This is a genomic window from Streptomyces sp. NBC_01012, assembly GCF_045162755.1.
In the GTDB taxonomy this organism is placed as follows: Bacteria; Actinomycetota; Actinomycetes; order Streptomycetales; family Streptomycetaceae; genus Streptomyces.
This window is the reverse complement of sequence record NZ_CP108688.1, coordinates 1,777,447-1,800,654: the sequence shown is the minus strand read 5'-3', so window position 1 is coordinate 1,800,654 and position 23,208 is coordinate 1,777,447. Positions and strand designations below refer to the sequence as shown.

At 70.2% G+C, this 23,208-nt stretch carries 18 protein-coding genes; 15 read left to right on the top strand and 3 right to left on the bottom strand.

The window, feature by feature from the left end:
* Positions 1 to 33 precede the first annotated feature (33 nt).
* The 6 genes from OG623_RS07795 (at position 34) to OG623_RS07770 (ending at position 8,019) form a co-directional block, all read left to right on the top strand.
* Complete coding sequence (locus OG623_RS07795; RefSeq protein WP_406145471.1) at positions 34 to 1,371, top strand: DUF4192 domain-containing protein; 1,338 nt, start codon at positions 34 to 36, stop codon at positions 1,369 to 1,371.
* A gap of 74 nt (positions 1,372 to 1,445) precedes the next feature.
* Positions 1,446 to 2,210 (top strand): NUDIX domain-containing protein, encoded by a 765-nt coding sequence (locus tag OG623_RS07790; RefSeq protein WP_406145470.1) that lies wholly within the window; start codon positions 1,446 to 1,448, stop codon positions 2,208 to 2,210.
* Between the two features lie 163 nt (positions 2,211 to 2,373).
* Positions 2,374 to 4,134, top strand: a complete 1,761-nt coding sequence (locus OG623_RS07785; protein WP_406145469.1) for an ATP-binding cassette domain-containing protein — start codon at positions 2,374 to 2,376, stop codon at positions 4,132 to 4,134.
* 182 nt (positions 4,135 to 4,316) lie between these two features.
* Positions 4,317 to 5,183 carry a FadR/GntR family transcriptional regulator gene (locus OG623_RS07780; RefSeq protein WP_406151729.1) on the top strand — a complete coding sequence of 289 codons (867 nt, stop codon included), beginning with the start codon at positions 4,317 to 4,319 and terminating at the stop codon, positions 5,181 to 5,183.
* A gap of 323 nt (positions 5,184 to 5,506) precedes the next feature.
* Positions 5,507 to 7,054, top strand: coding sequence for an RNA polymerase sigma factor (locus OG623_RS07775; protein ID WP_406145468.1), 1,548 nt, complete (start codon positions 5,507 to 5,509; stop codon positions 7,052 to 7,054).
* 134 nt (positions 7,055 to 7,188) lie between these two features.
* Positions 7,189 to 8,019, top strand: a complete 831-nt coding sequence (locus OG623_RS07770) for a S1 family peptidase (RefSeq protein WP_406145467.1) — start codon at positions 7,189 to 7,191, stop codon at positions 8,017 to 8,019.
* 116 nt (positions 8,020 to 8,135) lie between these two features.
* Here OG623_RS07770 and OG623_RS07765 read toward each other — a convergent pair whose 3' ends face one another.
* Entirely contained in the window at positions 8,136 to 8,366 is a 231-nt protein-coding gene (locus OG623_RS07765) for a hypothetical protein (protein WP_073748127.1), read from the bottom strand.
* Positions 8,367 to 8,799: 433 nt separating this feature from the next.
* Here OG623_RS07765 and OG623_RS07760 point away from each other — a divergent pair, with 433 nt between their 5' ends.
* The 7 genes from OG623_RS07760 (at position 8,800) to OG623_RS07730 (ending at position 16,805) form a co-directional block, all read left to right on the top strand.
* Positions 8,800 to 10,926, top strand: coding sequence for a type IIA DNA topoisomerase subunit B (locus OG623_RS07760; RefSeq protein ID WP_406145466.1), 2,127 nt, complete (start codon positions 8,800 to 8,802; stop codon positions 10,924 to 10,926).
* Positions 10,927 to 11,044: 118 nt separating this feature from the next.
* A complete protein-coding gene (locus OG623_RS07755; protein ID WP_406145465.1) occupies positions 11,045 to 11,584 on the top strand; it encodes a DUF1453 domain-containing protein in 540 nt (179 codons plus the stop codon).
* Positions 11,581 to 12,744 (top strand): sensor histidine kinase, encoded by a 1,164-nt coding sequence (locus tag OG623_RS07750; protein WP_406145464.1) that lies wholly within the window; start codon positions 11,581 to 11,583, stop codon positions 12,742 to 12,744. Before OG623_RS07755 ends, OG623_RS07750 begins: the two co-directional genes overlap by 4 nt.
* Positions 12,741 to 13,430: a response regulator gene (locus tag OG623_RS07745; protein ID WP_406145463.1), complete on the top strand. Its 690-nt coding sequence runs from the start codon at positions 12,741 to 12,743 to the stop codon at positions 13,428 to 13,430. The genes OG623_RS07750 and OG623_RS07745 overlap by 4 nt, the downstream gene beginning before the upstream one ends.
* Before the next feature lie 96 nt (positions 13,431 to 13,526).
* Positions 13,527 to 14,000 carry a DUF485 domain-containing protein gene (locus tag OG623_RS07740; RefSeq protein WP_406145462.1) on the top strand — a complete coding sequence of 158 codons (474 nt, stop codon included), beginning with the start codon at positions 13,527 to 13,529 and terminating at the stop codon, positions 13,998 to 14,000.
* Complete coding sequence (locus tag OG623_RS07735) at positions 13,997 to 15,589, top strand: cation acetate symporter (protein WP_406145461.1); 1,593 nt, start codon at positions 13,997 to 13,999, stop codon at positions 15,587 to 15,589. Before OG623_RS07740 ends, OG623_RS07735 begins: the two co-directional genes overlap by 4 nt.
* Before the next feature lie 196 nt (positions 15,590 to 15,785).
* Positions 15,786 to 16,805 carry a LacI family DNA-binding transcriptional regulator gene (locus OG623_RS07730; RefSeq protein ID WP_406145460.1) on the top strand — a complete coding sequence of 340 codons (1,020 nt, stop codon included), beginning with the start codon at positions 15,786 to 15,788 and terminating at the stop codon, positions 16,803 to 16,805.
* A gap of 19 nt (positions 16,806 to 16,824) precedes the next feature.
* Here OG623_RS07730 and OG623_RS07725 read toward each other — a convergent pair whose 3' ends face one another.
* Entirely contained in the window at positions 16,825 to 18,135 is a 1,311-nt protein-coding gene (locus tag OG623_RS07725) for a citrate/2-methylcitrate synthase (protein WP_406145459.1), read from the bottom strand.
* Between the two features lie 159 nt (positions 18,136 to 18,294).
* On the opposite strand from OG623_RS07725, the gene OG623_RS07720 reads away from it, so the two are divergent.
* Both OG623_RS07720 and OG623_RS07715 read left to right on the top strand, forming a co-directional pair.
* Positions 18,295 to 19,443: a citrate synthase/methylcitrate synthase gene (locus OG623_RS07720; RefSeq protein WP_406151727.1), complete on the top strand. Its 1,149-nt coding sequence runs from the start codon at positions 18,295 to 18,297 to the stop codon at positions 19,441 to 19,443.
* 20 nt (positions 19,444 to 19,463) lie between these two features.
* On the top strand, positions 19,464 to 20,603 hold the full coding sequence (locus OG623_RS07715; RefSeq protein ID WP_406145458.1) for a CobW family GTP-binding protein: 1,140 nt from the start codon (positions 19,464 to 19,466) through the stop codon (positions 20,601 to 20,603).
* Between the two features lie 30 nt (positions 20,604 to 20,633).
* Here OG623_RS07715 and OG623_RS07710 read toward each other — a convergent pair whose 3' ends face one another.
* The gene (locus OG623_RS07710; RefSeq protein WP_406145457.1) at positions 20,634 to 23,084 is read right to left on the bottom strand and encodes a DNA topoisomerase (ATP-hydrolyzing) subunit A; all 2,451 of its coding nucleotides are present in this window, start codon (positions 23,082 to 23,084) and stop codon (positions 20,634 to 20,636) included.
* Positions 23,085 to 23,208 lie beyond the last annotated feature (124 nt).

The window sequence follows — 23,208 nt, the reverse complement described above, 5'->3', positions numbered from 1 at the left end:
GCGGAAATCGGCGGAGCGCGGGACGGTCGTGCCATGAACAAGCACGACGAAAACGCCGGACCGTCCGGGGTCCAGCAGGTCACCCTGCGCGGTCCCGCCGAACTTGCCGACGCCCTTCCGTACCTGATGGGCTTCCATCCGAACGACAGCGTGGTCATGGTGGCGCTGCACGGTGGCCGGGGCCGCTTCGGCGGCCGGCTCAGGCTGGGCATCCCGCCCGAGCCGCAGGAGTGGGCGCCCGTCGCCGACCAGTTGGCGCGATCCCTGATCGCGGGAAGCGAGAGGCGTGAATCCAGGCCTGACGCGATCCTGGTGTTCCTCTGCCAGGACCCGGCCGAGGGGGAGAGCGCTCCGCAGACGATGGAGCGGCTGAGGCCGCTCGCACAGCGCCTGCGCACGGCCTGCGGGGCGCTCGACGTCCCGGTGCTCGAAGCGCTCTGCATCTCCGACGGCCGCTACTGGTCCTACTGCTGCCCGGACGACCGCTGCTGTCCGCCCGAGGGCAGTCCGCTGGCACTCCCGGGCACCACGGTGATGGCGGCCGCCGCCGCGTACGCCGGTGTCCAGGTGCAGGGGTCGCTGCGGGACATGGAGGCGCGGCTCATGCCGTGGGAACGGGCCGCCGCACAGGAGCAGGAGCGGGCTCTGGACTCGGCGGGTGCCGTCCTGGTGTCCCGCATCCTCGACGTCGGCGGACGCGCTGAGGTGGCGGGAGAGACTCTGGCGCTCGCACATGCCCTTATGGAGCGCCTGGGGGCCGCATCGGCCTCCGGATCCGCAGGGACGGACAGCGGCGACGACGGTCTGATCACGCCCGACGAGGCTGCGGCTGTGATCCTGGGCCTCCAGGACCGCGAGACCAGGGACCGGGCCGCCGAGTGGATGGAGGGCCCGGAGGCCGGGACCGCGCTGCGGCTGTGGCGCTCCCTCGCCCGCCGGTGCGTCGGCGCCTACGTGGAACACGCCGCGGCGCCGCTCACGCTGGCCGGCTGGGTCTCCTGGTCCACGGGTGACGAGGCGGGAGCCAGAGTGGCACTCGGGCTCGCGCTGCGAGCCGACCCCGACTACACGTTCGCCCAACTGCTGCACCAGGCGTGCAACCAGGGCCTGGATCCGGAAACGCTGCGCAGCTGCCTCCGAGGGGAGCGCACGCTGCGCGACGGCGAGGGCGCCCCTCAGGAACACGAAGAGCGTCGAGCGGAGCGACGGACCGAGCCACGGCCCCCGCGTGCCCCGGCCGCACGGCGCAAGCGGAAGGCTGCGGAGCGGCCGTCGCCCGGTACCGCTTCCCGGCCTGGACCTGCCGTGAGCCGGGGCCGGGCCCGTGACACGCGGCGGCTGGGGCACCGTGGCGCCGGGAGCCGCGACTGACCGGCCGTGCCCCGGCGTGGAACCGGTGTTGCGAAGGGTGTGTTTATCGTCAGGAAGACGACTATGATTTCGGCATGCCGCGCTACGACCCGTCGACCTTCCCGCCCTTCGCTGTCACCGTCGACCTGGTTGTCCTCACGGTGCGACGTCACGCCCTCTGCGCGCTGGTGGTACGCCGTGGCGAATCGCCGTTCCAGGGGCGCTGGGCACTGCCCGGTGGATTCGTCAGGGCCGATGAGGATCTGGGAGCGGCTGCAGCGCGTGAACTCGTCGAGGAGACCGGGCTCTGCGCACACGACCCGTCGACCCCCGCCGCCGGAAACGGCGCCCATCTCGAACAGCTCGCCACCTATGGTGACCCGGGCCGCGATCCCCGGATGCGGGTCGTCAGCGTCGCCCACCTCGCGCTGGCGCCCGACCTTCCGGCGCCCCGTGCGGGCGGCGACGCGAACAGTGCCCGCTGGGCGTCGGTCGAGGACCTGCTGGGACCCGGGGGCAGCTTCGCCCGCGACGGGGAGCAGGCCGCTTCACTGGCCTTCGATCACGCGAGGATTCTCGACGACGGGGTGGAGCGGGCCCGCTCGAAGATCGAATACTCCTCGCTCGCCACGGCGTTCTGCCCGCCGGAGTTCACGGTCGGCGAGCTGCGCAGGGTGTACGAGGCGGTGTGGGGCGTGGTGCTCGACCCCCGGAACTTCCACCGCAAGGTCACGGGCACGCCCGGCTTCCTGGTGCCGTCCGGAGGGACGACCACGCGGCAGGGGGGCCGACCCGCGCAGCTGTTCCGGGCCGGTGCGGCGACGGTGCTCAACCCCCCGATGCTGAGGCCGGAGGTCTGACCCCGCGCCCGTCCGCGTTCCTGCCCGCCGGGCGGGTCGGCGTCGAGCGCGCCTGCGGAACGCCCATAGATCCACCGATGCGCAAAAAGTCTGAAATGTCGCGTTATCTTGCTGGGGTACCCCACCCTGCCGCCGAGCGGTCTCACCCTCAGCGAGAGAAGCGATGCTCCAGGCCATCGGACTCACCACCACTCCCCGCCGCGACCGTCCGCCCGTCGTGGACGACCTGACCTTCGAAGCGCCGCCCGGCAGCGTCACCGCGCTGCTCGGCGCTCCGGGCTCCGGCAAGACCACTGCCCTTCGTCTGATGCTCGAACTCGAAGCGGGCAGAGGCGTCACCTACTTCAAGGGCCGCCCCCTGCACTGCATCGGCCATCCGGCCCGCGAGGTCGGCGTGCTGCTCGGCGATGTGCCGGGGCACCCGGCGCGCACCGCGCGCGGTCAGCTCCGCATGCTCTGCGCCGCAGCGGGGGTCCCCGCGTCCCGGGCCGACGAACTGCTCGAGGTCGTCGGCCTCGCGGGGCTGGGTGACCAGCGCATCGGAACCCTCTCGGCCGGCATGGACCGGCGGCTCGGCCTCGCCTCGGCGCTGCTGGGTGACCCCCACACGCTCGTACTCGACGAGCCGACCGAGGGCCTTTCGCCGCGTGAGAGGAGCTGGCTCCACGGTCTGCTCCGCGCACACGCGGCCGAGGGCGGCACGGTCCTGCACACGACGTGCGACCCCAAGGAGGCCGCCCGCGCGGCGGATCGTGTGGTCACCATCGACGAGGGGCGCCTCGTCGCGGACCAGGACGTCGCGGACTTCTCCCGTACCCGTCTGCGGCCGCGGGTCGCCGTGCGGACCCCGCACGCGGCCCGGCTGGCCGCGGTGGTCAGCCGCGAGGCCCGCGCCGCCCAGCGCTCCGTCGAGGTGGTCGCCGAGGACGGCAGCCGGCTGTCGGTGTACGGCAGCAGTTGCGCGGAGATCGGGGACACGGCGTACCGCCATGGCCTCCCCGTCCATCAACTCGCGGACGAGACCGGGGACGCCGGCCCGGTGGCCGCTCCGGCCAGGGGTTCGGCGGACGGGCCGGTGAGAGCCGTCCTGCCGGGCCCCGCCTCGGCCGTGGCGATCTCCGAGCTGCCCCCGCCGATCCCCGTACGGCCCGCTCGCGGTCCGCTCCGACCCCTGCGCTACGAGCTGCGCCGCCTCTTCGGTGTCAGGACAACCGCCTTGATCATGGCGGCCGTTCTGGTCGTCTCGCCGGCTCTGTCCGTGCTGCTGGCCCGCTCAGGAGGGATGCCGCTGCCGCATCTCCTGGTCGCCTGGCCGGACCTGCTGCCGCTTCCCCCCGCCGCGTTCGCCGCCGGGCTGCTGGGTGCTCTCTCCTTCGGCGACGAGTTCCGCTACCCGGCGCTCGCAGCGGGGCGGGGGACGGTCCCTCGCCGCCTCGGCCTCCTGCTCGCCAAGCTGGTGGTCTCGGCGGGCGTCGCGTTGCTGCTCGCCGTCTCCTCCGTGCTGGCGGGCGCATGGGCCCTGCGCCTCGTGTACGGCGGTGACTTGGTGACAGTCCCGGCGAACGGACCTCAGCTCGCCGTGAGTTGGGTGGGTCTGTCGGTCGGGTGCGCCTGGGCGGGGCTGCTGGGGGCCGGAGTGTTCAGGCTGGCCGTCGCCGGAGTGGCGGCCGTACTGGCGGTTCCGGTTCTTGTCGTACCGCTCATGCAGAAGCTCCTGGTGGTTCCGTCCGCCCGTTCGATCGCCGGACTGCCGGGGCGGCTGCGTGAACTGAGCGGTGCGCAGTGGCCGTACGAGACGGACCGTTGGGCCATGGCCGCCGTGCGGGTGGTGGCCCAGCCAGTGGGCCTGGCGCTTTCCTTGTCGTTGTCTGCCCTGATCTGCGCGTATGTGTTCACCAGCCTTCGCGGGAGAGCCCGTTGGTGATCATGTGGCCTCGTGCTCGACGGTCAGGGGCGGGCAACTCTCTTGAAAAGACATGATTTCTACCGATAACGCGTCAATTGAGGGGCGGGTGCCGATCACCCTTTCGTGTGCTTTTCAGCAAAGACCTCAAGGGTCGGGTGAGCCGCGCCGACAAAGGATGCGTGAGTACCCTTGCGCACACCATGATGACCGCCGCCCGCTCCGCCGACTCCGGCCTCGCCGGTCCGGGCGAACTCGACCGTTACCCGTACACGGAGGTGCCGGCCGGCGAGCGCGCCGCACTCCGTTCCTGGGGTGGCGCCGAATCCGAACTGGGGCGGGCGAGCCGACGTGGCACGGCCAGTCGTGGCCGTGGACTTCACGGCCAACTGGTCCAGCAGCTGGGCCAGATGATTGTTTCCGGTGACCTCGGTGCCGACCGTCCGCTCGTCCCCGAGGAGATCGGACAGCGATTCGAGGTCTCCCGCACCGTTGTGAGGGAGTCCCTGCGCGTTCTCGAGGCCAAGGGCCTGGTCAGTGCCCGGCCCAACGTGGGCACCCGGGTCCGCCCGGTGAGCGACTGGAATCTGCTGGATCCCGACATCATCGAATGGCGTGCCTTCGGCCCGCAGCGTGATGACCAGCGCCGCGAGCTGGACGATCTCCGGTGGACCATCGAGCCGCTCGCCGCCCGGCTGGCCGCAGGCCATGGGCGCGACGACATCCAGCAGCGCCTCGGCGACATGATCGAGATCATGGGGCACGCGATGGGGCAGGGGGACGCCGTGACGTTCTCCCGGGCCGATGCGGAGTTCCACGCCCTGCTGATCCAGGCGGCGGGCAACCGCATGCTCGAACACCTCTCGGGCATCGTGTCGGCCGCCCTGCATGTCTCCGGCGGCCCCGTCACCGGCTGTGACCGGCCCGCCGAGGCGTCCCTCGGGCACCACGCGCGGATCGTGGAGGCCCTCGCGTCGGGCGATTCCGCCGGCGCCGAGGCCGCGATGCGGCAGCTGTTGGTCGGCCACACCGACGGCGAGCGGGTGGTTCCCGCGCCTCGCGAGCACTGAACACAGCAGGTCGGGGTATGCGGACCGTGTGCCGCCGGACCCTCGCGGTTCGGCGGCGTGTTTATACGGAGATGTGACCTCTGGCGCTGTTTGTCGCGAATGAGGTGTGACTGGGGCCACGCGAATTGGGCGTAACACTCCTCGAAACAGTGCGATGACCTAAGAGGTGACCGCCGCGGAAGGAATACAGCAGCCACACAGTGCGCTGTGCAGTTCTGAGGCCAAACCCGCGCCGTCGGCAACATCCCCAGCCGACGGTCGTCGGCTCCAGCCCTCTCCAGGGCAGGGCCGGAAGCCGTTTCCATCGTTCCGAGAGGTTGTTCGTGTCGGCCAGCACATCCCGTACGCTCCCGCCGGAGATCGCCGAGTCCGAGTCTGTGATGGCGCTCATCGAGCGGGGAAAGGCTGATGGGCAGATCGCCGGCGATGACGTGCGTCGGGCCTTCGAGGCTGACCAGATTCCGCCAACCCAGTGGAAGAATGTTCTGCGCAGCCTCAACCAGATCCTCGAGGAAGAGGGTGTGACGCTGATGGTCAGTGCCGCGGAGTCGCCGAAGCGCGCCCGCAAGAGCGTCGCAGCGAAGAGCCCGGTCAAGCGCACCGCCACCAAGACCGTCGCGGCCAAGACGGCCGTGACGCGGACCGTCGCGGCATCTGCCGCCCCGGCGGCCGAGAGCGCGGACGTGGTGGCCGAGGACGCTGCCGTCGCCGCTCCTGCGAAGAAGGCGGCAGCCAAGAAGACGGTTGCCAAGAAGACCGCCGCGAAGAAGACCGCGGTCAAGAAGACGGCCGCGAAGAAGACCGGCAAGCAGGACGACGAACTGCTCGACGGTGACGAGGCGGTCGAGGAAGTCAAGGCCGGCAAGGGCGAGGAAGAGGAGGGCGAGGGCGAGAACAAGGGCTTCGTCCTCTCCGACGACGACGAGGACGACGCGCCCGCGCAGCAGGTCGCCGTCGCCGGCGCAACGGCCGACCCGGTCAAGGACTACCTCAAGCAGATCGGTAAGGTCCCCCTCCTCAACGCCGAGCAGGAGGTCGAGCTCGCCAAGCGCATCGAGGCCGGCCTCTTCGCCGAGGACAAGCTCGCGAACTCCGACAAGCTCGCGCCGAAGCTCAAGCGCGAGCTGGAGATCATCGCCGAGGACGGCCGCCGGGCCAAGAACCACCTGCTGGAGGCCAACCTCCGCCTCGTGGTCTCGCTGGCCAAGCGTTACACCGGTCGCGGCATGCTCTTCCTGGACCTCATCCAGGAGGGCAACCTCGGTCTGATCCGCGCGGTCGAGAAGTTCGACTACACCAAGGGCTACAAGTTCTCCACGTACGCCACCTGGTGGATCCGCCAGGCGATCACCCGCGCCATGGCCGACCAGGCCCGCACCATCCGTATCCCGGTGCACATGGTCGAGGTCATCAACAAGCTCGCCAGGGTGCAGCGCCAGATGCTCCAGGACCTGGGCCGTGAGCCCACCCCGGAGGAGCTGGCCAAGGAGCTCGACATGACCCCCGAGAAGGTCATCGAGGTCCAGAAGTACGGTCGTGAGCCGATTTCCCTCCACACCCCGCTGGGTGAGGACGGGGACAGCGAGTTCGGAGACCTCATCGAGGACTCCGAGGCGGTCGTGCCGGCGGACGCGGTGAGCTTCACGCTGCTCCAGGAGCAGCTGCACTCCGTGCTCGACACGCTCTCCGAGCGTGAGGCGGGCGTCGTCTCGATGCGTTTCGGTCTCACCGACGGCCAGCCGAAGACGCTGGACGAGATCGGCAAGGTCTACGGGGTGACGCGTGAGCGCATCCGTCAGATCGAGTCCAAGACGATGTCGAAGCTGCGTCACCCGTCGCGTTCGCAGGTCCTGCGCGACTACCTCGACTAGATCGCGGACAGACATGGGCCGGGGCCCGGAACCTGAACAGGTTCCGGGCCCCGGCCCATGTCTGTCCGCGTGCGGGCGGCACCGGGGCGGATGACGCTGAGTGGGCACTGTTCACCTCGGCGTCAGGAGCCTTCATGCCCCGCGTTCTCGTCCGTGTCCTTCCCGTCGCCCTCACCCTGGCGGCCGCTGCGGCGGTGATACCCCTCGGGCCACCGGCCCCCGCCGTCGCGGACAGCATCATCGTCGGAGGGAGGCCGGCGGCCGTCGCGGACAGCCCGTGGGCCGTGGCCCTGTCGAGCCGTGACCGGTTCGGAGGAACCCGTGCGGGTCAGTTCTGCGGCGGGGTGGCGATCGCGCCCACCAAGGTGATCACGGCCGCGCACTGCCTCGGCGAGGACGTCCTGGGGGCGCCGGCCTCCGAGGTGGGGGACCTGCGGATCATCGCCGGACGGGACCAGCTGAGCGGACCGGGCGGCCAGGAGGTCCCCGTGCGGTCGACGTGGGTCAATCCCGGCTACGACCCGCGGACGAACTCCGCCGACCTGGCGGTGCTCACTCTGGCCGGGACCCTGCCGGAGGACAGCGTCATCCCGATGGCCGGGGAGGGGAACAAGGCATACGAACCGGGCACCGATGCCACGGTGTACGGCTGGGGGGACACGACCGGGTCGGGCGCCTACGCCGCCGAGCTGCGGGCCGCACCGGTGAGCGTACTGCCGGACAGCGACTGCGCCCGGGCGTATCCCGGCGGCACACGGGGCGCTTACGACGCCTCGTCGATGCTCTGCGCCGGTGACACGGCCGGTGGGCGGGATGCCTGCCAGGGAGACAGCGGAGGGCCGCTGGTGGCCCGTGGGCGCCTCATAGGGCTGGTCTCCTGGGGCAGCGGCTGCGGGAACCCGGACAGCCCCGGGGTGTACACGCGTGTGTCCGCCGCGATCCGGTGGATGGCCGACCGGAGCTGACGGCGGAGGAGGACGCCTCGCGTCCGAGCTCATGAGAACGGGCGGCTTTCCCCTCGGGAAGGCCGCCCGTCGGCCGGTCCGGGACCGTACCCATGGCTCGTCGTGGATGCGAGGTGTCAGTGCTCCTCGTCGGCGGCACTGGCCTGGACGGCAGTGAGCCGATCTGTCTCATCCTGTATTTCCGCGGCGATCTTCTTGAGTTCCGGCTCGAACTTGCGCCCGTGGTGGGCACAGAAGAGCAGTTCACCGCCGCTGATGAGGACGACGCGCAGATATGCCTGGGCGCCGCAACGGTCACAGCGGTCTGCTGCGGTCAGCGGGCTCGCGGGGGTCAGAACAGTAGTCACGTCGCCTCTTCTCTAGCTCGACGAGCTGTCGTACCAGGGTCAACATCCAACCAGGCCGAAAACGTTCCCGCTCGTGGCATTTCTTCGAAACTTCTTCTCGGGATGGCTGTCTGTTGACGGTTGGCGGCGAATGTGCCGTATTGCGTAGCGCTACGGTTTCGCGTTGCTTGTGTGGGCCGGTCCGCCGGCTGGCTTGCCGGTTGTTCATGAGGACGTGCCCGGAGCCTAAATGGTTCATGCCTCGATGGGAACGTGATGTGCGAGTCACTCCAAGGAATGATCGAACGCGTATGCGAGGCTGGACTAGCATAAGGATTCCCCCTGGGTGGCGTTACAACCGCTCTACCAGGCCTCTGTAGGCTCTCAGCGGCTACCGAGGCCGAGCCCGATACCCACCGGGCCCCCGATCGAAATTCAGCGAGGAGCGAACCGCGTGACCGCCGATTCCGTGCCGTCCACTGCGCTGCTGACCGGAGCAGACGGCGCAGACAAGGACAGCTCCAACTACACCGCGCGGCACCTTCTCGTCCTGGAGGGGCTCGAGGCGGTCCGTAAGCGCCCCGGGATGTACATCGGGTCCACGGACAGCCGGGGACTGCTGCACTGCCTCTGGGAGATCATCGACAACTCGGTCGACGAGGCTCTCGGCGGCTACTGCGACACCATCGAGGTCATCCTCCACGACGACTCCTCCGTCGAGGTCCGCGACAACGGCCGGGGCATCCCGGTCGATGTGGAGCCCAAGACAGGGCTCTCCGGCATCGAGGTCGTCATGACCAAGCTGCACGCCGGCGGAAAGTTCGGCGGCGGGTCCTACTCGGCGTCGGGCGGCCTGCACGGCGTCGGCGCCTCCGTGGTGAACGCGCTCTCGGCCCGGCTGGACGTCGAGGTCGACCGCAACGGCACCACGCACTCCATCAGCTTCCGGCGCGGTGTCCCGGGCATCTTCACCGAGCAGGGGCCCGACAGCCCCTTCGACCCCGCCAACGGCCTCCGCAAGAGCAAGCGCATCCCCAAGACGCGTACGGGTACCCGTACGCGGTACTGGGCCGACCGCCAGATCTTCCTCAAGGACGCGAAGCTCAGCCTGGAGACGCTGTACCAGCGGGCACGCCAGACCGCGTTCCTCGTGCCCGGTCTCACCATCGTCGTACGTGACGAGCGGGGCCTGGACGGCGAGGGGAAGACCGAGGAGACGTTCCACTACGACGGCGGGATCAGCGAGTTCTGCGAGTACCTCGCGCAGGACAAGGCCGTCTGCGACGTCCAGCGTCTGAGCGGCACGGGGACGTTCAAGGAGACGGTGCCGGTTCTCGACGACCGCGGGCACATGACGGCGACCGAGGTCACCCGTGAGCTGGGCGTCGACATCGCCCTGCGCTGGGGTACCGGCTACGACACGACCCTCAGGTCCTTCGTCAACATCATCGCCACCCCCAAGGGCGGCACCCACGTCAGCGGCTTCGAGCGCTCGCTCACGAAGACCGTGAACGAGGTCCTGCGGTCCGCCAAGCTGCTACGGGTCGCCGAGGACGACATCGTCAAGGACGACGCCCTGGAAGGCCTGACCGCGGTCGTCACCGTGCGGCTCGCGGAGCCGCAGTTCGAAGGGCAGACCAAGGAGGTGCTCGGCACCTCGGCGGCCAACCGGATCGTGTCCAATGTGGTCGCCAAGGAGCTCAAGGCGTTCCTGACGTCCACGAAGCGCGACGCCAAGGCCCAGGCCAGGGCGGTGCTGGAGAAGGCGGTGGCGGCCGCGCGCACCCGGATCGCCGCCCGCCAGCACAAGGACGCGCAGCGCCGCAAGACCGCGCTGGAGTCCTCCTCGCTGCCCGCGAAGCTCGCGGACTGCCGGAGCGACGACGTGGAGCGCAGTGAGCTCTTCATCGTGGAGGGCGACTCGGCCCTCGGTACCGCGAAGCTTGCCCGGAACAGCGAGTTCCAGGCACTGCTGCCGATCCGAGGGAAGATCCTCAACGTCCAGAAGTCGTCCGTCTCGGACATGCTCAAGAACGCCGAGTGCGGTGCCATCATCCAGGTCATAGGAGCAGGGTCGGGGCGGACCTTCGACATCGACGCCGCGCGCTACGGCAAGGTGATCATGATGACGGACGCCGACGTCGACGGTTCGCACATCCGCACCCTGCTGCTCACGCTCTTCCAGCGCTACATGCGGCCGATGGTCGAGGCGGGGCGGGTCTTCGCGGCCGTGCCGCCGCTGCACCGGATCGAGCTCGTCCAGCCCAAGAAGGGCCAGGAGAAGTACATCTACACCTACTCGGACAACGAGCTCCGGCAGACCCTGCTGGAGCTGCAGCGCAAGAACGTCCGGTTCAAGGACTCGATCCAGCGGTACAAGGGCCTCGGTGAGATGGACGCGGACCAGCTCGCGGAGACCACGATGGACCCGCGCCACCGCACGCTGCGCAGGATCAACATCGGCGACCTGGAGTCCTCCGAGCAGATCTTCGATCTGCTGATGGGGAACGAGGTCGCGCCGCGTAAGGAGTTCATCACCAGCTCCGCGGCCACCCTGGACCGCTCGCGCATCGACGTCTGACGCTCCACCCGTGGGTGGAGACCCTTTTCCACCCACGGTCAGCCCCTGGGCCGATCCCATGATCCCCGCGCCTCCGTAGCGTCGAAGACATCGGATCCACACGCCTTCGGAGGCTGTCATGACAGAGCTCGTCAACGTTTCGGTGACCGTCGCGGTTGTCGCGCTCGTCGTCGTGCGCCAGTTCTCGGCCCAGCGGGTCGGCGGCGGGAAGCGATGGTGGGCGCTGCCTGTGGTCCTGTGCGTCATCGCCCTTCGCGGCGACGACGTCCTCGATCCCCATCACGAAACCCTGTCGGCGGGGCTGCTCGGCGTGGGCCTCGTGGTGGGACTGGTCACCGGCGCGGGATGGGGCTGGACCGCCCGGTTGTGGCAGGAGCCGGACGAGTCCTTCTGGAGCCGGGGCACCAAGGCCACCCTCTTCGTCTGGGCGGGAGGGATCGGGCTGCGGGTCTTGCTGGCGTTGACCGCTGTCCTCCTCGGTGTGCACCAGGGGACGGCGTCCCTGCTCGTGTCCCTCGCGGCGATGCTGTTCGCCCGTAGCGGTGTGCTGGCCCTGCGGGCCGGGGGCATACGCGAGCAGTACGGTGTCACCGCAGGGTTTCCGGCCGGCGGCACGCCGTCGGAGGCCGGATCGGCCTGGTCGAAGGGCGGGGCGTGAACCGCAGGACGTGGACCAGTTGGCCTTCCAAGGAGGCCCTCACCCCGACGCCCCGCACCCGGGCACGGGCCATGATCGGCCGGTTCGTCTGGACGGCGGTCTTCGCCGGATTCCTCTGGGACGCCTTCAGGGACGGGCGCTTCGCCCTCTGGCAGGTGGCCGTCGGCCTGGCGGTGACGGTGGGCTGCGCGGTGGCCGGCCGAGCGTTCTTCGTGACGACCAGAGGGCACCGGCTCGGGCCTTCACTCGGGCTGATGGTGCTGCTCATCGCTGTGGCGTTCATGGCTCGCGAGATGGGTGGCGGCGCACTCGCCGTCGCGCTGTGGTGCGGGTGCGCCGTGGTCGCGATGGAGCGGCTCCCGCTGTTCGCGGCCGTGCCGCTCACCGCGGTGGCGCTCATCGCGTACGCCGTGGTCAAGGGCGACGGCTGGCCGACGACCGTGATCACCACGGGCAGTCTGTGCCTGGGCGGGTATGTGCTGAGGCTCGACGCCGAGGCCCGGGGCAGCTCGCAGCGTCTCCTCGCCCAGGAGCGGGCCGCGAGGGAGGCGGAGGCCGGGACCGCCGCGCTCGCCGAGAGATCCAGGATCGCCCGTGAGATCCACGATGTGCTCGCGCACAGCCTCTCCGCCCAGCTGGTGCACCTGGAAGCGGCCCGGCTGCTGATCGAACGGGAGTCTCCCGCGGAATTCCGCGACCAGGTGCTGGAGAGAGTGGTGGCGGCCCGCTCCATGGCGCTCGACGGCCTCACGGAGACGCGTCAGGCGCTCTCGGCGCTGCGCGGGGAGATGACGCCGGTGGAGGACTTCCTGCGGCAGCTGGTGGCCGGTCAGCCGGCCGAGGTGGCGGTGGCGGGGGAGCGCAGGGAGCTGACCGCGGAAGCCTCGCAGACGGTGCGCAGGGTGGCGCAGGAGGCGCTGACCAACACCCGCAAGCACGCTCCGGGGGCGGTCGTCTCGGTCCGGCTCGAGTACCAGCCGGACGCGGTCGCCCTGGAGGTCCGGGACTCCGGCGGGCGCCGCCCGGCGGGCGAGCTCGCTGTCAGTGGCTCCGGATACGGTCTTGTGGGGATGCGGGAGCGCGCCGAGCTGCTCGGCGGGACGCTGCGGGCAGGGCCGGACGAGGAGGGGTTCGTGGTGAATCTGCGGGTGCCCGCGTGAGTGCGCGGGTGGTGGTCGCCGATGACCAGTCGGTGGTGCGTGAGGGCATCGTCATGCTGCTGGGGCTGCTCCCCGGTATCGAGGTGGTCGGGGCGGCGAAGGACGGCGACGACGCGGTCGCACTGGTCGCCGAGACCGACCCCGACGTGGTCCTGATGGATCTGCGGATGCCCCGCTGCGACGGTGTCGAGGCCACGCGCAGGATCCGCAGCGAGTACCCCCGCACCCAGGTGGTGGTTCTCACGACCTTCGAGGACGACGATTCGCTGTTCACCGCGTTGCGGGCGGGTGCGCGTGGCTATCTGACCAAGGACGCCGGGGGTGAGGAGATCGCGCAAGCCGTCGAGGCTGTGATCTCCGGCGAGGCGGGCCTCTCGCCGAAGGTGCAGAGCAGGCTGCTGGCGCGGGTCACCGCCCAGCCCGCCGAGGCCGGGGCCGACGTCGGGGCACCGCCGTCGCCTGAGCTGCCCGACGGGCTCACGCCCCGGGAGGCCGAGGTGCTGGTCCTCATCGCGGACGGGCTGTCCAACGCCGAGATCGCGCGGGCGCTGCACATCTCCCGGGCCACGGTGAAGACCCACATCAACAATCTCTTCGCCAAGACCGGGGCGCGCGACAGGACCGGAGCCGTGCGCTATGCGTACCAACGGGGGCTCGCGCACCCACCTGGCACTTCCGTCACCTGAAAAGGTGAAGCAGAGCGAATGAACTGCCCGGGATCTTCCTGATCTGCCCATTCTTGGCTACGCGGCTGAGAAGGCGCGTGGACAAGGGAGTTGTCGGTGGAGAAGGAAGCAGGACCGGACGCGGCAGCGATGCGGCTCGTCGACCCGTGGGACGAGGCGCCGGCCTCCGCGTGGGGCGAGCCGGGCGGTGCGGGGGCCGAGGTGCCCGACCAGCGGTTCCGGCCGGTGGAGCGTCGCGGCGACAGTGCGGCCGAGATCTATCTGGAGGTGCAGAGCAGTCCGGCATTCCGCGAAGTGCGCCGTCGCTACCGGCGGTTCGTGGTCCCCGCGACGCTCGCCTTCCTGCTCTGGTACCTCGGCTATGTCATCGTCGCCACCACCGCGCACGACCTGATGGCGCGTCCCGTCGTCGGCGCGCTCAACGTGGCCATGGTGGCGGGACTCGGCCAGTTCCTCACCACCTTCGCCCTCACCTGGGCCTATGCCCGGCATGCGCGTCTGCACCGCGACCGGGCGGCGCTGGAACTGCGCTGGGACACCCAGGAGATGACCAGAGGGGCCGACCGGTGAGGGGCGACCATCAGACACTGGCGCTGCTGCTGTTCAGCGTGTTCATCGCCGTGACGCTCGGCATCACCACCTGGGTCAGCCGCAACAGGCAGGGGTCGGCCGAGGAGTTCTACGCCGGCGGACGGCTGTTCTCCCCCATGGAGAACGGATTCGCCATCGCCGGTGACTACATGTCCGCCGCCTCCTTCCTCGGCATCTCGGGGCTGATCGCCCTGTTCGGTTACGACGGCATGCTCTACTCTGTCGGATTCCTCGTCGCCTGGCTCGTGGTGCTGCTCCTCGTCGCCGAACTCGTACGCAACTGCGGACGGTTCACGCTCGCCGACGTGGTCGCCGCCCGGATGGCGGAGCGCCCGGTGCGTACGGCGGTGGGCACCTCCTCCGTCACCGTCTCGGTGCTCTATCTGGTGGCCCAGATGGTCGGCGCCGGGAGCCTCGTCGCACTGCTGCTCGGGGGTACGAGCGACACCGCCCGGTCCTGGACCGTGGTCGGGGTGGGCGCCCTCATGGTGATCTATGTGTCGCTCGGCGGTATGCGCGCCACGACCTGGATCCAGATCGTCAAGGCGGTCCTGCTGATGGGCGGCGCCGTCGCGCTCACCGTGCTCGTCCTTCTCCACTTCCACGGCGACTTCAACGCCCTGCTCAACTCGGCGGCCGAACGCAGCGGAAACGGGCGGGACTTCCTGTCTCCCGGACTGCGGTACGGCGGGAGCTGGACGGCGCGTTTCGACTTCATCAGCCTCGGCGTGGCGCTCGTCCTCGGCACGGCCGGACTGCCGCACATCCTCTCGCGCTTCTACACCGTCCCCACGGCCCGTGCGGCCCGGCGTTCGGTCGTCTGGTCCATCGGGCTCATCGGCAGCTTCTATCTGATGACCATCGTGCTCGGGTTCGGAGCCGCCGCGCTCGTCGGATCCGCGGATGTCCGGGCGTCCAACGCCTCGGGGAACACGGCGGTTCCGCTCCTGGCGCTCGTCCTGGGAGGTGGCGAGGGCTCCACGGGAGGCACCGTGCTCTTCGCCGTCGTGGCGGCCATCGCCTTCGCCACGATCCTCGCTGTCGTCGCCGGTATCACTCTCGCCTCGTCCGCCTCGGTGGCCCACGACCTCTACGCCTCGTTCCGGAGGGCGGGTGCCAAGCAGCGGAGCGAGGTCGGCGTGGCCAGGGTGGCCGCGGCGGGCATCGGAGTGGTGGCCATCGCCCTCAGCCTCCTGGCCCAGAATCTGAACGTCGCGTTTCTCGTGGGGCTCGCCTTCGCGGTCGCGGCCTCCGCCAACCTCCCGGTGCTGCTCTACTCGTTGTTCTGGCGGAACTTCACCACCAGGGGAGCGGTCTGGGCCGTCTACGGCGGGCTGGTCCCCGCCGTCCTGCTCGTCGTTCTCTCGCCGGTCGTCTCGGGGAGCCCCTCCTCGCTCTTCCCCGGCGTGGACCTCGCGCTCTTCCCTCTGGAGAACCCGGGACTGGTGTCGGTCCCGGCGGGCTTCCTGGCCGGCTGGATCGGCACGGTCACCTCACCCCAGCCGCCGGACCTGGCCAAGCACGCGGAGACGGAGGTCCGGTCGCTCACCGGGGCGGGCGCGGCGTAGCGGGGGCGGCTGCGCAGGCGGGGCGGTGCGGACGAGGCGGGCGCAGGCGGGGCGGGGTGGGCGGACCGGTGGTCGGTCGAATCAGGGCTCTTGCCCTCCCGCTCGGCTCTTGCCCTCCCGCTCTCCATCTGTGAGCGTTGTACGGACTTCCGCACCCACGCAATCTTTTTGCGTTTCTTGCGCTAATCTTGCGTTCATGACGCGACGACTTGCTCAGGTTGCCCAGAAGGTAGGAGTCAGCGAGGCCACGGTCAGCCGCGTGCTGAACGGCAAGCCCGGCGTCTCGGACGCCACGAGGCAGGCCGTCCTCTCGGCCCTGGACGTGCTCGGTTACGAGCGTCCGACCCAGCTGCGCGGAGAGCGCGCCCGGCTGGTCGGACTGGTCCTGCCCGAGCTGCAGAACCCGATCTTCCCGGCGTTCGCCGAGGTGGTCGGGGGCGCGCTCGCCCAGCAGGGGCTGACGCCCGTGCTCTGCACGCAGACCAAGGGCGGGGTCTCCGAGGCCGACTACGTCGAGCTCCTGCTCCAGCAGCAGGTGTCAGGAGTCGTGTTCGCCGGTGGGCTGTACGCCCAGGCCGACGCCCCCCACGACCACTACAAGGTGCTCGCCGACCGCAGGATCCCGGTCGTCCTGATCAACGCCGCAATCGCCCGTCTCGGATTCCCCGGGGTCTCGTGCGACGACTCGGTCGCCGTCGAGCAGGCCTGGCGTCATCTCGTCTCGCTGGGCCACGAGCGGATCGGGTTCGTCCTGGGCCCGGCCGACCACGTGCCCTCGCAGCGCAAGCTCGCCGCGGCCCGCGCCCTGGCCGCCCGGTCGGGGGCCGGTGTGCCGGACGAGTGGGTCGCCCGCGCGATGTTCTCGCTGGAGGGCGGCCAGGCCGCCGCCACGCGGCTGCTCGACGAAGGGGTCACCGGCATCATCTGCGCGAGCGACCCGCTGGCCCTCGGCGCGGTGCGTGCCGCGCGTCGGCGCGAGCTGTCGGTCCCCGGGGACGTCTCCGTCGTCGGCTACGACGACTCGGCGTTCATGAACTGCACCGAGCCGCCGCTGACCACGGTGCGTCAGCCGATCGAAGCGATGGGCAGGGCCGCGGTCGAACTGCTCTCGGTGCAGATCGGTGGGCGTACCGTGCCGTCCGACGAGCTTCTCTTCGAGCCGGAGCTGGTCGTCCGCGGATCCACCGCCCGACCGCCCAGGGCGGAGGCCCGGTGAGAATTTCCGTCGGCTGTAGCTAATTTGCATGCTCCGGCAGCGGCTGGGGTGGACGCGGGCCGGTGTACTGCCCGCTGGGCCGCATCCGCAGTGGTCGTTCCGTGTACTCCTCCATCGCGTGGGCGATCCAGCCCGCCGTGCGGGACACCGCGAACACCGTCTCGCCCGTCTCGGCGGGCATGTCGTAGCTGACCGAGAAGACGGCCAGAGCCAGGTCGACATTGGCGTGCAGAGGCGTGTGTCGCGCGGTGGTCGCCACCACGTCACGCGCCGCCGCCATCGCGGGAGCCGCCTGCGGCAGTCCGTCCAGCAGCGCGAACAGGGCGACGGCCCGCGGATCCTCGCCCGTGTAGAGGCGGTGGCCGAGCCCCGGCACCCGTCGGCCGGTGCGCAGGTGGTCGGCGACGACCGGGGCGGCGCCGCCCCGGTCCAGCACCTCGGACAGCATGCGGTGCGCCAGCCCGCTCGCGGCGCCGTGCAGCGGGCCCTCCAGCACACCGAGGCCCGCGGAGACGACGGCGTACGGGTGCGCATGGGCCGAAGCGGCGACACGGGCCGCCAGCGTCGAGGCCGCGAGATCATGGTCGGCCAGCAGCGCCAGAGCGGTGTCGAGCACAGCCACTGATGCCTCGTCCGGCGCCCTGGCGGTGAGTTTCGGCCACAGCTGCGCAGCGAGAGCGCCACCGCCCGCTTCCGGGTCCACGACGTCCGGCCGCCCGGGCTCCCCGGCTGTCGGCAGCGCGCCCACCAGGGTGGGAATCAGGCTGCGTGCGCTGTTCAGCACCCCCTCGGGGGAGAGGTCGAACCTCAGAGGGTCGGCCGACGCGGCCGCGGCGACAGCGGCTCGCAGCCGGTCTGTCGAGCTGCTGTGACGCGGCATCGCGGCCGCCGTGCGCCGGGCCGCCGCGAGGGGCTCGTGCGCCGCGGTGAAGCGGGTGCCGGGGTGGAGCTCGCCGGTCCAGATCCACTCGGCGACCTCCTCGTAGCCGTAACGGAGGGCGAGCTCGGTGGCGTCGACGCCTCGGTAGAAGTAGCGGTCGGGCTCGATGAGCGTGATGCCGGTACGGAAGACCAGGTCACCCGTCGTGGACGGTGACGGCTCCCTGCGCCCGGTCCGGCGGGCCAGGGCGTCGATCTCGGCGGCGTCGAACGTGCTGCCGCGACCGCCGGGGGTCCGCCTGCTGGCGAGCTGCCCCCTGCTCACATACGCGTACACGGTCTCGGGCTTCACCCCGAGGCGTTCGGCCGCCTCCCGGGTGGTGAGCCTGCCGGCCGCCTCTTCGGGCCGCGCGTTCTGCGTGCCGGGTCCGTGCGCCGAGTCATGCGTCATGGCGCCAACCGTATCCACATCCATATCCATGGACGGCGGATCACCTTCACGGAGGCTATGCATTGATTCAATCAATATTGACAACCAATTAGTCAAGCATAGACAGTCGAATCAATGTTCATCTCAGGTGGAGGAGAGACCGCCATGCCTGCCTCGCCCATGGAAACCGCCCCGCTCGACGTGCCCCGGGGCCTCGCCGGTGTGTTCGTCACGGACACCGCGCTCGGAGACGTGCGCGGACGCGAGGGCTTCTACCACTACCGTCAGTACTCGGCGATCGAGCTGACGGAGAACCGCAGCTTCGAGGACGTCTGGTATCTGATGGTCCACGGTGACCTGCCCGACCGGGCGGCGAGCGACGGCTTCACCGCCCGCACCGCCGGTCTGCGCCGGCTGCCCGCCGAGGTGCGGGAGGCACTGCCCTCCATCGCCCGGGCCTGTGTGCTCTCCGGGCCGCTGGCAGGGCTGCGCACCGCGCTCTCACTGTTCGGGGCCTCGGCCGGATTCCGCCCGGTGTACGACATCGACGCCGACCGCCGCCGCGAGGACGCGCTCGCCGCATGCGCCGCTGTGCCCACCGTGCTGACCGCTCTCCACCGCCTCGGCCAGGGCCTGGAGCCGGTCGAACCGCGTGACGACCTGCCGTTCGCCGCGAACTACCTGTACATGCTCACCGGTGAGGAGCCGGACGCCGACCGGGCCGCGGCCGTCGAGCGGTACCTCGTCTCCACCATCGACCACGGCTTCAACGCCTCCACGTTCACCGCCAGGGTGATCGCCTCCACCGGCGCCGACATCGCCGCCTGCCTCGGCGGAGCCGTCGGCGCGCTCTCCGGTCCGCTGCACGGCGGCGCGCCCAGCCGGGCCCTGGACACCCTGGACGCCATCGGTACCCCGGAGCGGATCGACAGCTGGATCCGCGGACGGGTCGTCGCGGGGGAGCGGATCATGGGGTTCGGGCACCCCGTCTACCGCACCGAGGACCCCCGCTCACGCATGCTCCGCTCGGTGGCGCAGAGCTTCGGCGGCCCGCTCGTCGACTTCGCGGTGGAGGTGGAACGCCAGGTGGAGGCGATCCTCGCCGAGCTCAAGCCCGGACGCGAGCTGCACACGAACGTGGAGTTCTACGCAGGCGTCGTCATGGAGCTCTGCGGACTGCCGAGGGAGATGTTCACGCCCACCTTCTGTGCCGCGCGCATGGTCGGCTGGAGCGCCAATATCCTGGAGCAGGCGGAGGATTCGAAGATCATCCGCCCGGCGGCACGCTATGCCGGACCGCCGCCCCCGCAGCCCGTACCGGCGCTCTGACCGACCCGAGGAAGGCCCCGTTGACCCCGACCCCCGCCCCGCAGATCCCGGTCGTCGTCCTGGCGGGCTTCCTCGGATCAGGCAAGACGACGCTGCTCAACCATCTGCTCCGCAACCGGGCGGGGAACCGGATCGGCGTCGTCGTCAATGACTTCGGGGCCATCGAGATCGACGCCATGACCGTGTCGGGCCAGGTCGGTTCGACGGTCTCGCTGGGCAACGGCTGTCTGTGCTGCGCCGTCGACACGAGCGAACTCGACAGCTACCTGGAGACGCTGACGGCACCGGCCGCCCGCCTCGATGTGATCGTCATCGAGGCGAGCGGTCTCGCCGAGCCTCAGGAGCTCGTACGGATGCTGCTGGCCAGCGACAACCCGCACATCAGGTACGGGGGCCTGGTGGAGGTCGTCGACGCGGCCGAATTCCCCGCCACCCGGGAGCGCCACCCCGAGATCGACCGCCATCTCGCGGTCGCCGACCTGATCGTCCTGAACAAGACCGACCGGGTCGGGGACGCGGAACTGCGGGCCGTGCGGGAGGTGGCCGGCACGGCGGGTGGCAGGGCCGCGGTCATCCACTCCACGTACGGCAGGATCGACCCGGAGCTGCTCTTCGACCCGGTGCTCAGGCCCGACGAGGACGACACGTTCCGCCAGTTGACGTTCGAGGACCTGCTCCCCGAGGCCGACCGCACGCACGAGGAACATCTGCACACGGCGTACGAGAGCGTCTCCTTCACGGCCGACGTGCCGCTCAGCCCCCGCCGCTTCATGGCGTTCCTCGACTCCAGGCCCCCGGGCCTCTACCGGATCAAGGGATTCGCCGACTTCGGTGCGGGTGACCCCGCCAACCGGTACGTCGTGCACGCCGTCGGCCGGTTCCTGAGCTTCGTGCCGCAGCGCTGGGACCGCGCAGAAGCGCGACGGACCCAGCTCGTGCTGATCGGTTCCGGCATCGACGCCGAAGCGCTGCACAAGGAGCTCGACGGCTGCCGCGACGCGGTGCGGAACCCGTCGCAGGACCCGGTGCGTAACTCCTCGCAGGACCCGGTGCGGGACACAGGCCACCACGACGCCGCGCAGGACGCCGCCGACGAGCTGGAACGCAGCATGTGGGGCGTCCTGCGGTACGTGCGGCAGCCGGACGACGACGAGGCCTGAGCCCCTCGCCGTCCGGCCGGTGTCCGCGTCCTACAGCGGTCCGGCGATCACCGCCACCGGGCTCGTCAGCGGGGTGCCCGAACCGTCACGGCGCGGATCGGGGGCCGGCAGCTGGGCCGGTGCGCCGTTCTTCTGGGACGCACGTGCCGGGGTCCCGCCCGCCCAGGCGAACACCAGGACGTCCTCCCCCTTGAGGAAGCGCTGGCAGCGCACCCCGCCCGTCGCCCTGCCCTTGCGCGGGTACTGGTCGAAGGGAGTGAGCTTCCATGTCCGCTCGGAGTCGTCCAGCGTGCCGTGCGACCCGGCGACCGTGAACACCGCGGCATCCGCGGAGGGATCAACCGCGCCGAACGAGAGAACGGTGGCGTCCGGGGAGAGCTTGACGCCCGCCATGCCGCCCGCCGCGCGCCCCTGCGGACGCACCGCCGAGGCCGGATAGCGCAGCAGCTGCGCGTCGGACGTGATGAACACCAGGTCCTCCTCGCCCGTACGCAACTGCGTGGCGCCGACGATCCGGTCACCGTCCTTCAGCGAGATGACCTCCAACTCGTCCTTGTTGGGCGGGTAGTCGGGCACCACGCGCTTCACCACCCCCTGCAGGGTGCCGATGGCAAGCCCCTGCGCCTCCTCGTCCAGGGTGGTGAGACAGATCAGCTCCTCGTCCGCCTCCAGCGTCAGGAACTCCGAGATCTGGGCACCGCCCGACAGGTTCGGAGCGGCGTGGGTGTCCGGCAGCTGCGGCAGGTCGATCACCGAGAGCCGGAGCAGGCGTCCGCCGGACGTCACCGCGCCCACCTCGCCGCGTGCCGTCGCGGGTACGGCCGAGACGATCGCGTCGTGCTTCGTGCGCTTGGTGTCCTCGGACTGGGTGAGAGGCTCGGCGTTGGCCGTACGGGCCAGGAGTCCGGTCGACGAGAGCAGCACCTGGCACGGGTCGTCGGCGACCTCCAGCGGCACGGCGGCGATCTGCGAGCCCGCCGACTCCAGCAGCACCGTACGCCGCTCCGTGCCGAACTTCTTGGCCACCGCGGCGAGTTCCGACGAGACCAGCTTGCGGAGCTCGGCGTCGGACTCCAGGATCGCGGTCAGCTGGGCGATCTCCTCGGTGAGCTTGTCGCGCTCGGACTCCAGCTCGATCCTGTCGAAGCGGGTGAGCCGGCGCAGCGGGGTGTCCAGGATGTACTGGGTCTGGATCTCGCTCAGCGAGAAACGCTCCATCAGGCGCTCCTTCGCCTGCGCCGAGTTGTCGCTGTCCCGGATGAGGCGGATGACCTCGTCGATGTCGAGCAGGGCCACGAGGAGCCCCTCGACCAGGTGCAGCCGGTTGCGGCGCTTGGTCCTGCGGAACTCGCTGCGCCGGCGCACCACATCGAAGCGGTGGTCGAGATAGACCTCGAGGAGCTCCTTGAGCCCCAGGGTGAGCGGCTGTCCGTCGACCAGCGCGACGTTGTTGATGCCGAAGGACTCCTCCATCGGCGTCAGCTTGTAGAGCTGCTCCAGCACGGCCTCCGGCACGAAGCCGTTCTTGACCTCGATCACCAGACGCAGACCGTGCGCCCGGTCGGTGAGGTCCTTGACGTCGGCGATGCCCTGGAGCTTCTTCGAGCCGACCAGGTCCTTGATCTTGGCGATCACCTTCTCCGGACCGACGGTGAACGGCAGTTCGGTGACGACGAGACCCTTGCGGCGGGCCGTGACGTTCTCTATGGCGACCGTGGCGCGGATCTTGAAGGTCCCGCGCCCGGCGGCGTAGGCGTCCTTGATGCCGCCGAGGCCGACGATCCGGCCGCCGGTCGGCAGATCGGGGCCGGGGACGAAGCGCATCAGCGTGTCGAGGTCGGCGCCCGGGTGCCTGATGAGGTGGCGGGCGGCGGCGATGACCTCGCCGAGATTGTGCGGGGGCATGTTGGTGGCCATGCCGACCGCGATCCCGGAAGCGCCGTTGACCAGGAGATTCGGATACGCCGCCGGGAGGACGACCGGCTCCTGCTCCTGGCCGTCGTAGTTCGACTGGAAATCGACGGTCTCCTCGTCGATCGACTCCGTCATGAGTGACGTGGCGTCGGCCATCCGGCACTCGGTGTACCGCATGGCGGCCGGTGGGTCGTCGTTGCCCAGGGAGCCGAAGTTGCCGTGCCCGTCGACGAGGGGCAGGCGCATCGAGAACGGTTGTGCCATGCGCACCAGTGCGTCATAGATCGACGCGTCGCCGTGCGGGTGCAGTTTGCCCATCACCTCGCCGACGACACGGGCGCACTTCACATACCCACGGTCGGGGCGCAGTCCCATCTCGTTCATCTGGGACACGATGCGGCGGTGCACCGGCTTCATGCCGTCGCGGGCGTCGGGCAGCGCCCTGGAGTAGATCACCGAGTACGCGTACTCGAGGAAGGAGCCCTGCATTTCGTCGACGACGTCGATGTCGAGGATCTTCTCCTCGAAGTCGTCCGGCGGCGGGGTTTTCGTGCTGCGGCGGGCCATCGCGGCTGCGACTCCTTCACAGATTCGGGCGGGCAACCTCAGGTTCTGACGCCGACCATTGTGGACCGCCGTACTGACAACGCCGACCTCGACCCGTCCGAAGCGGTCCACAGAGCCTCGACGG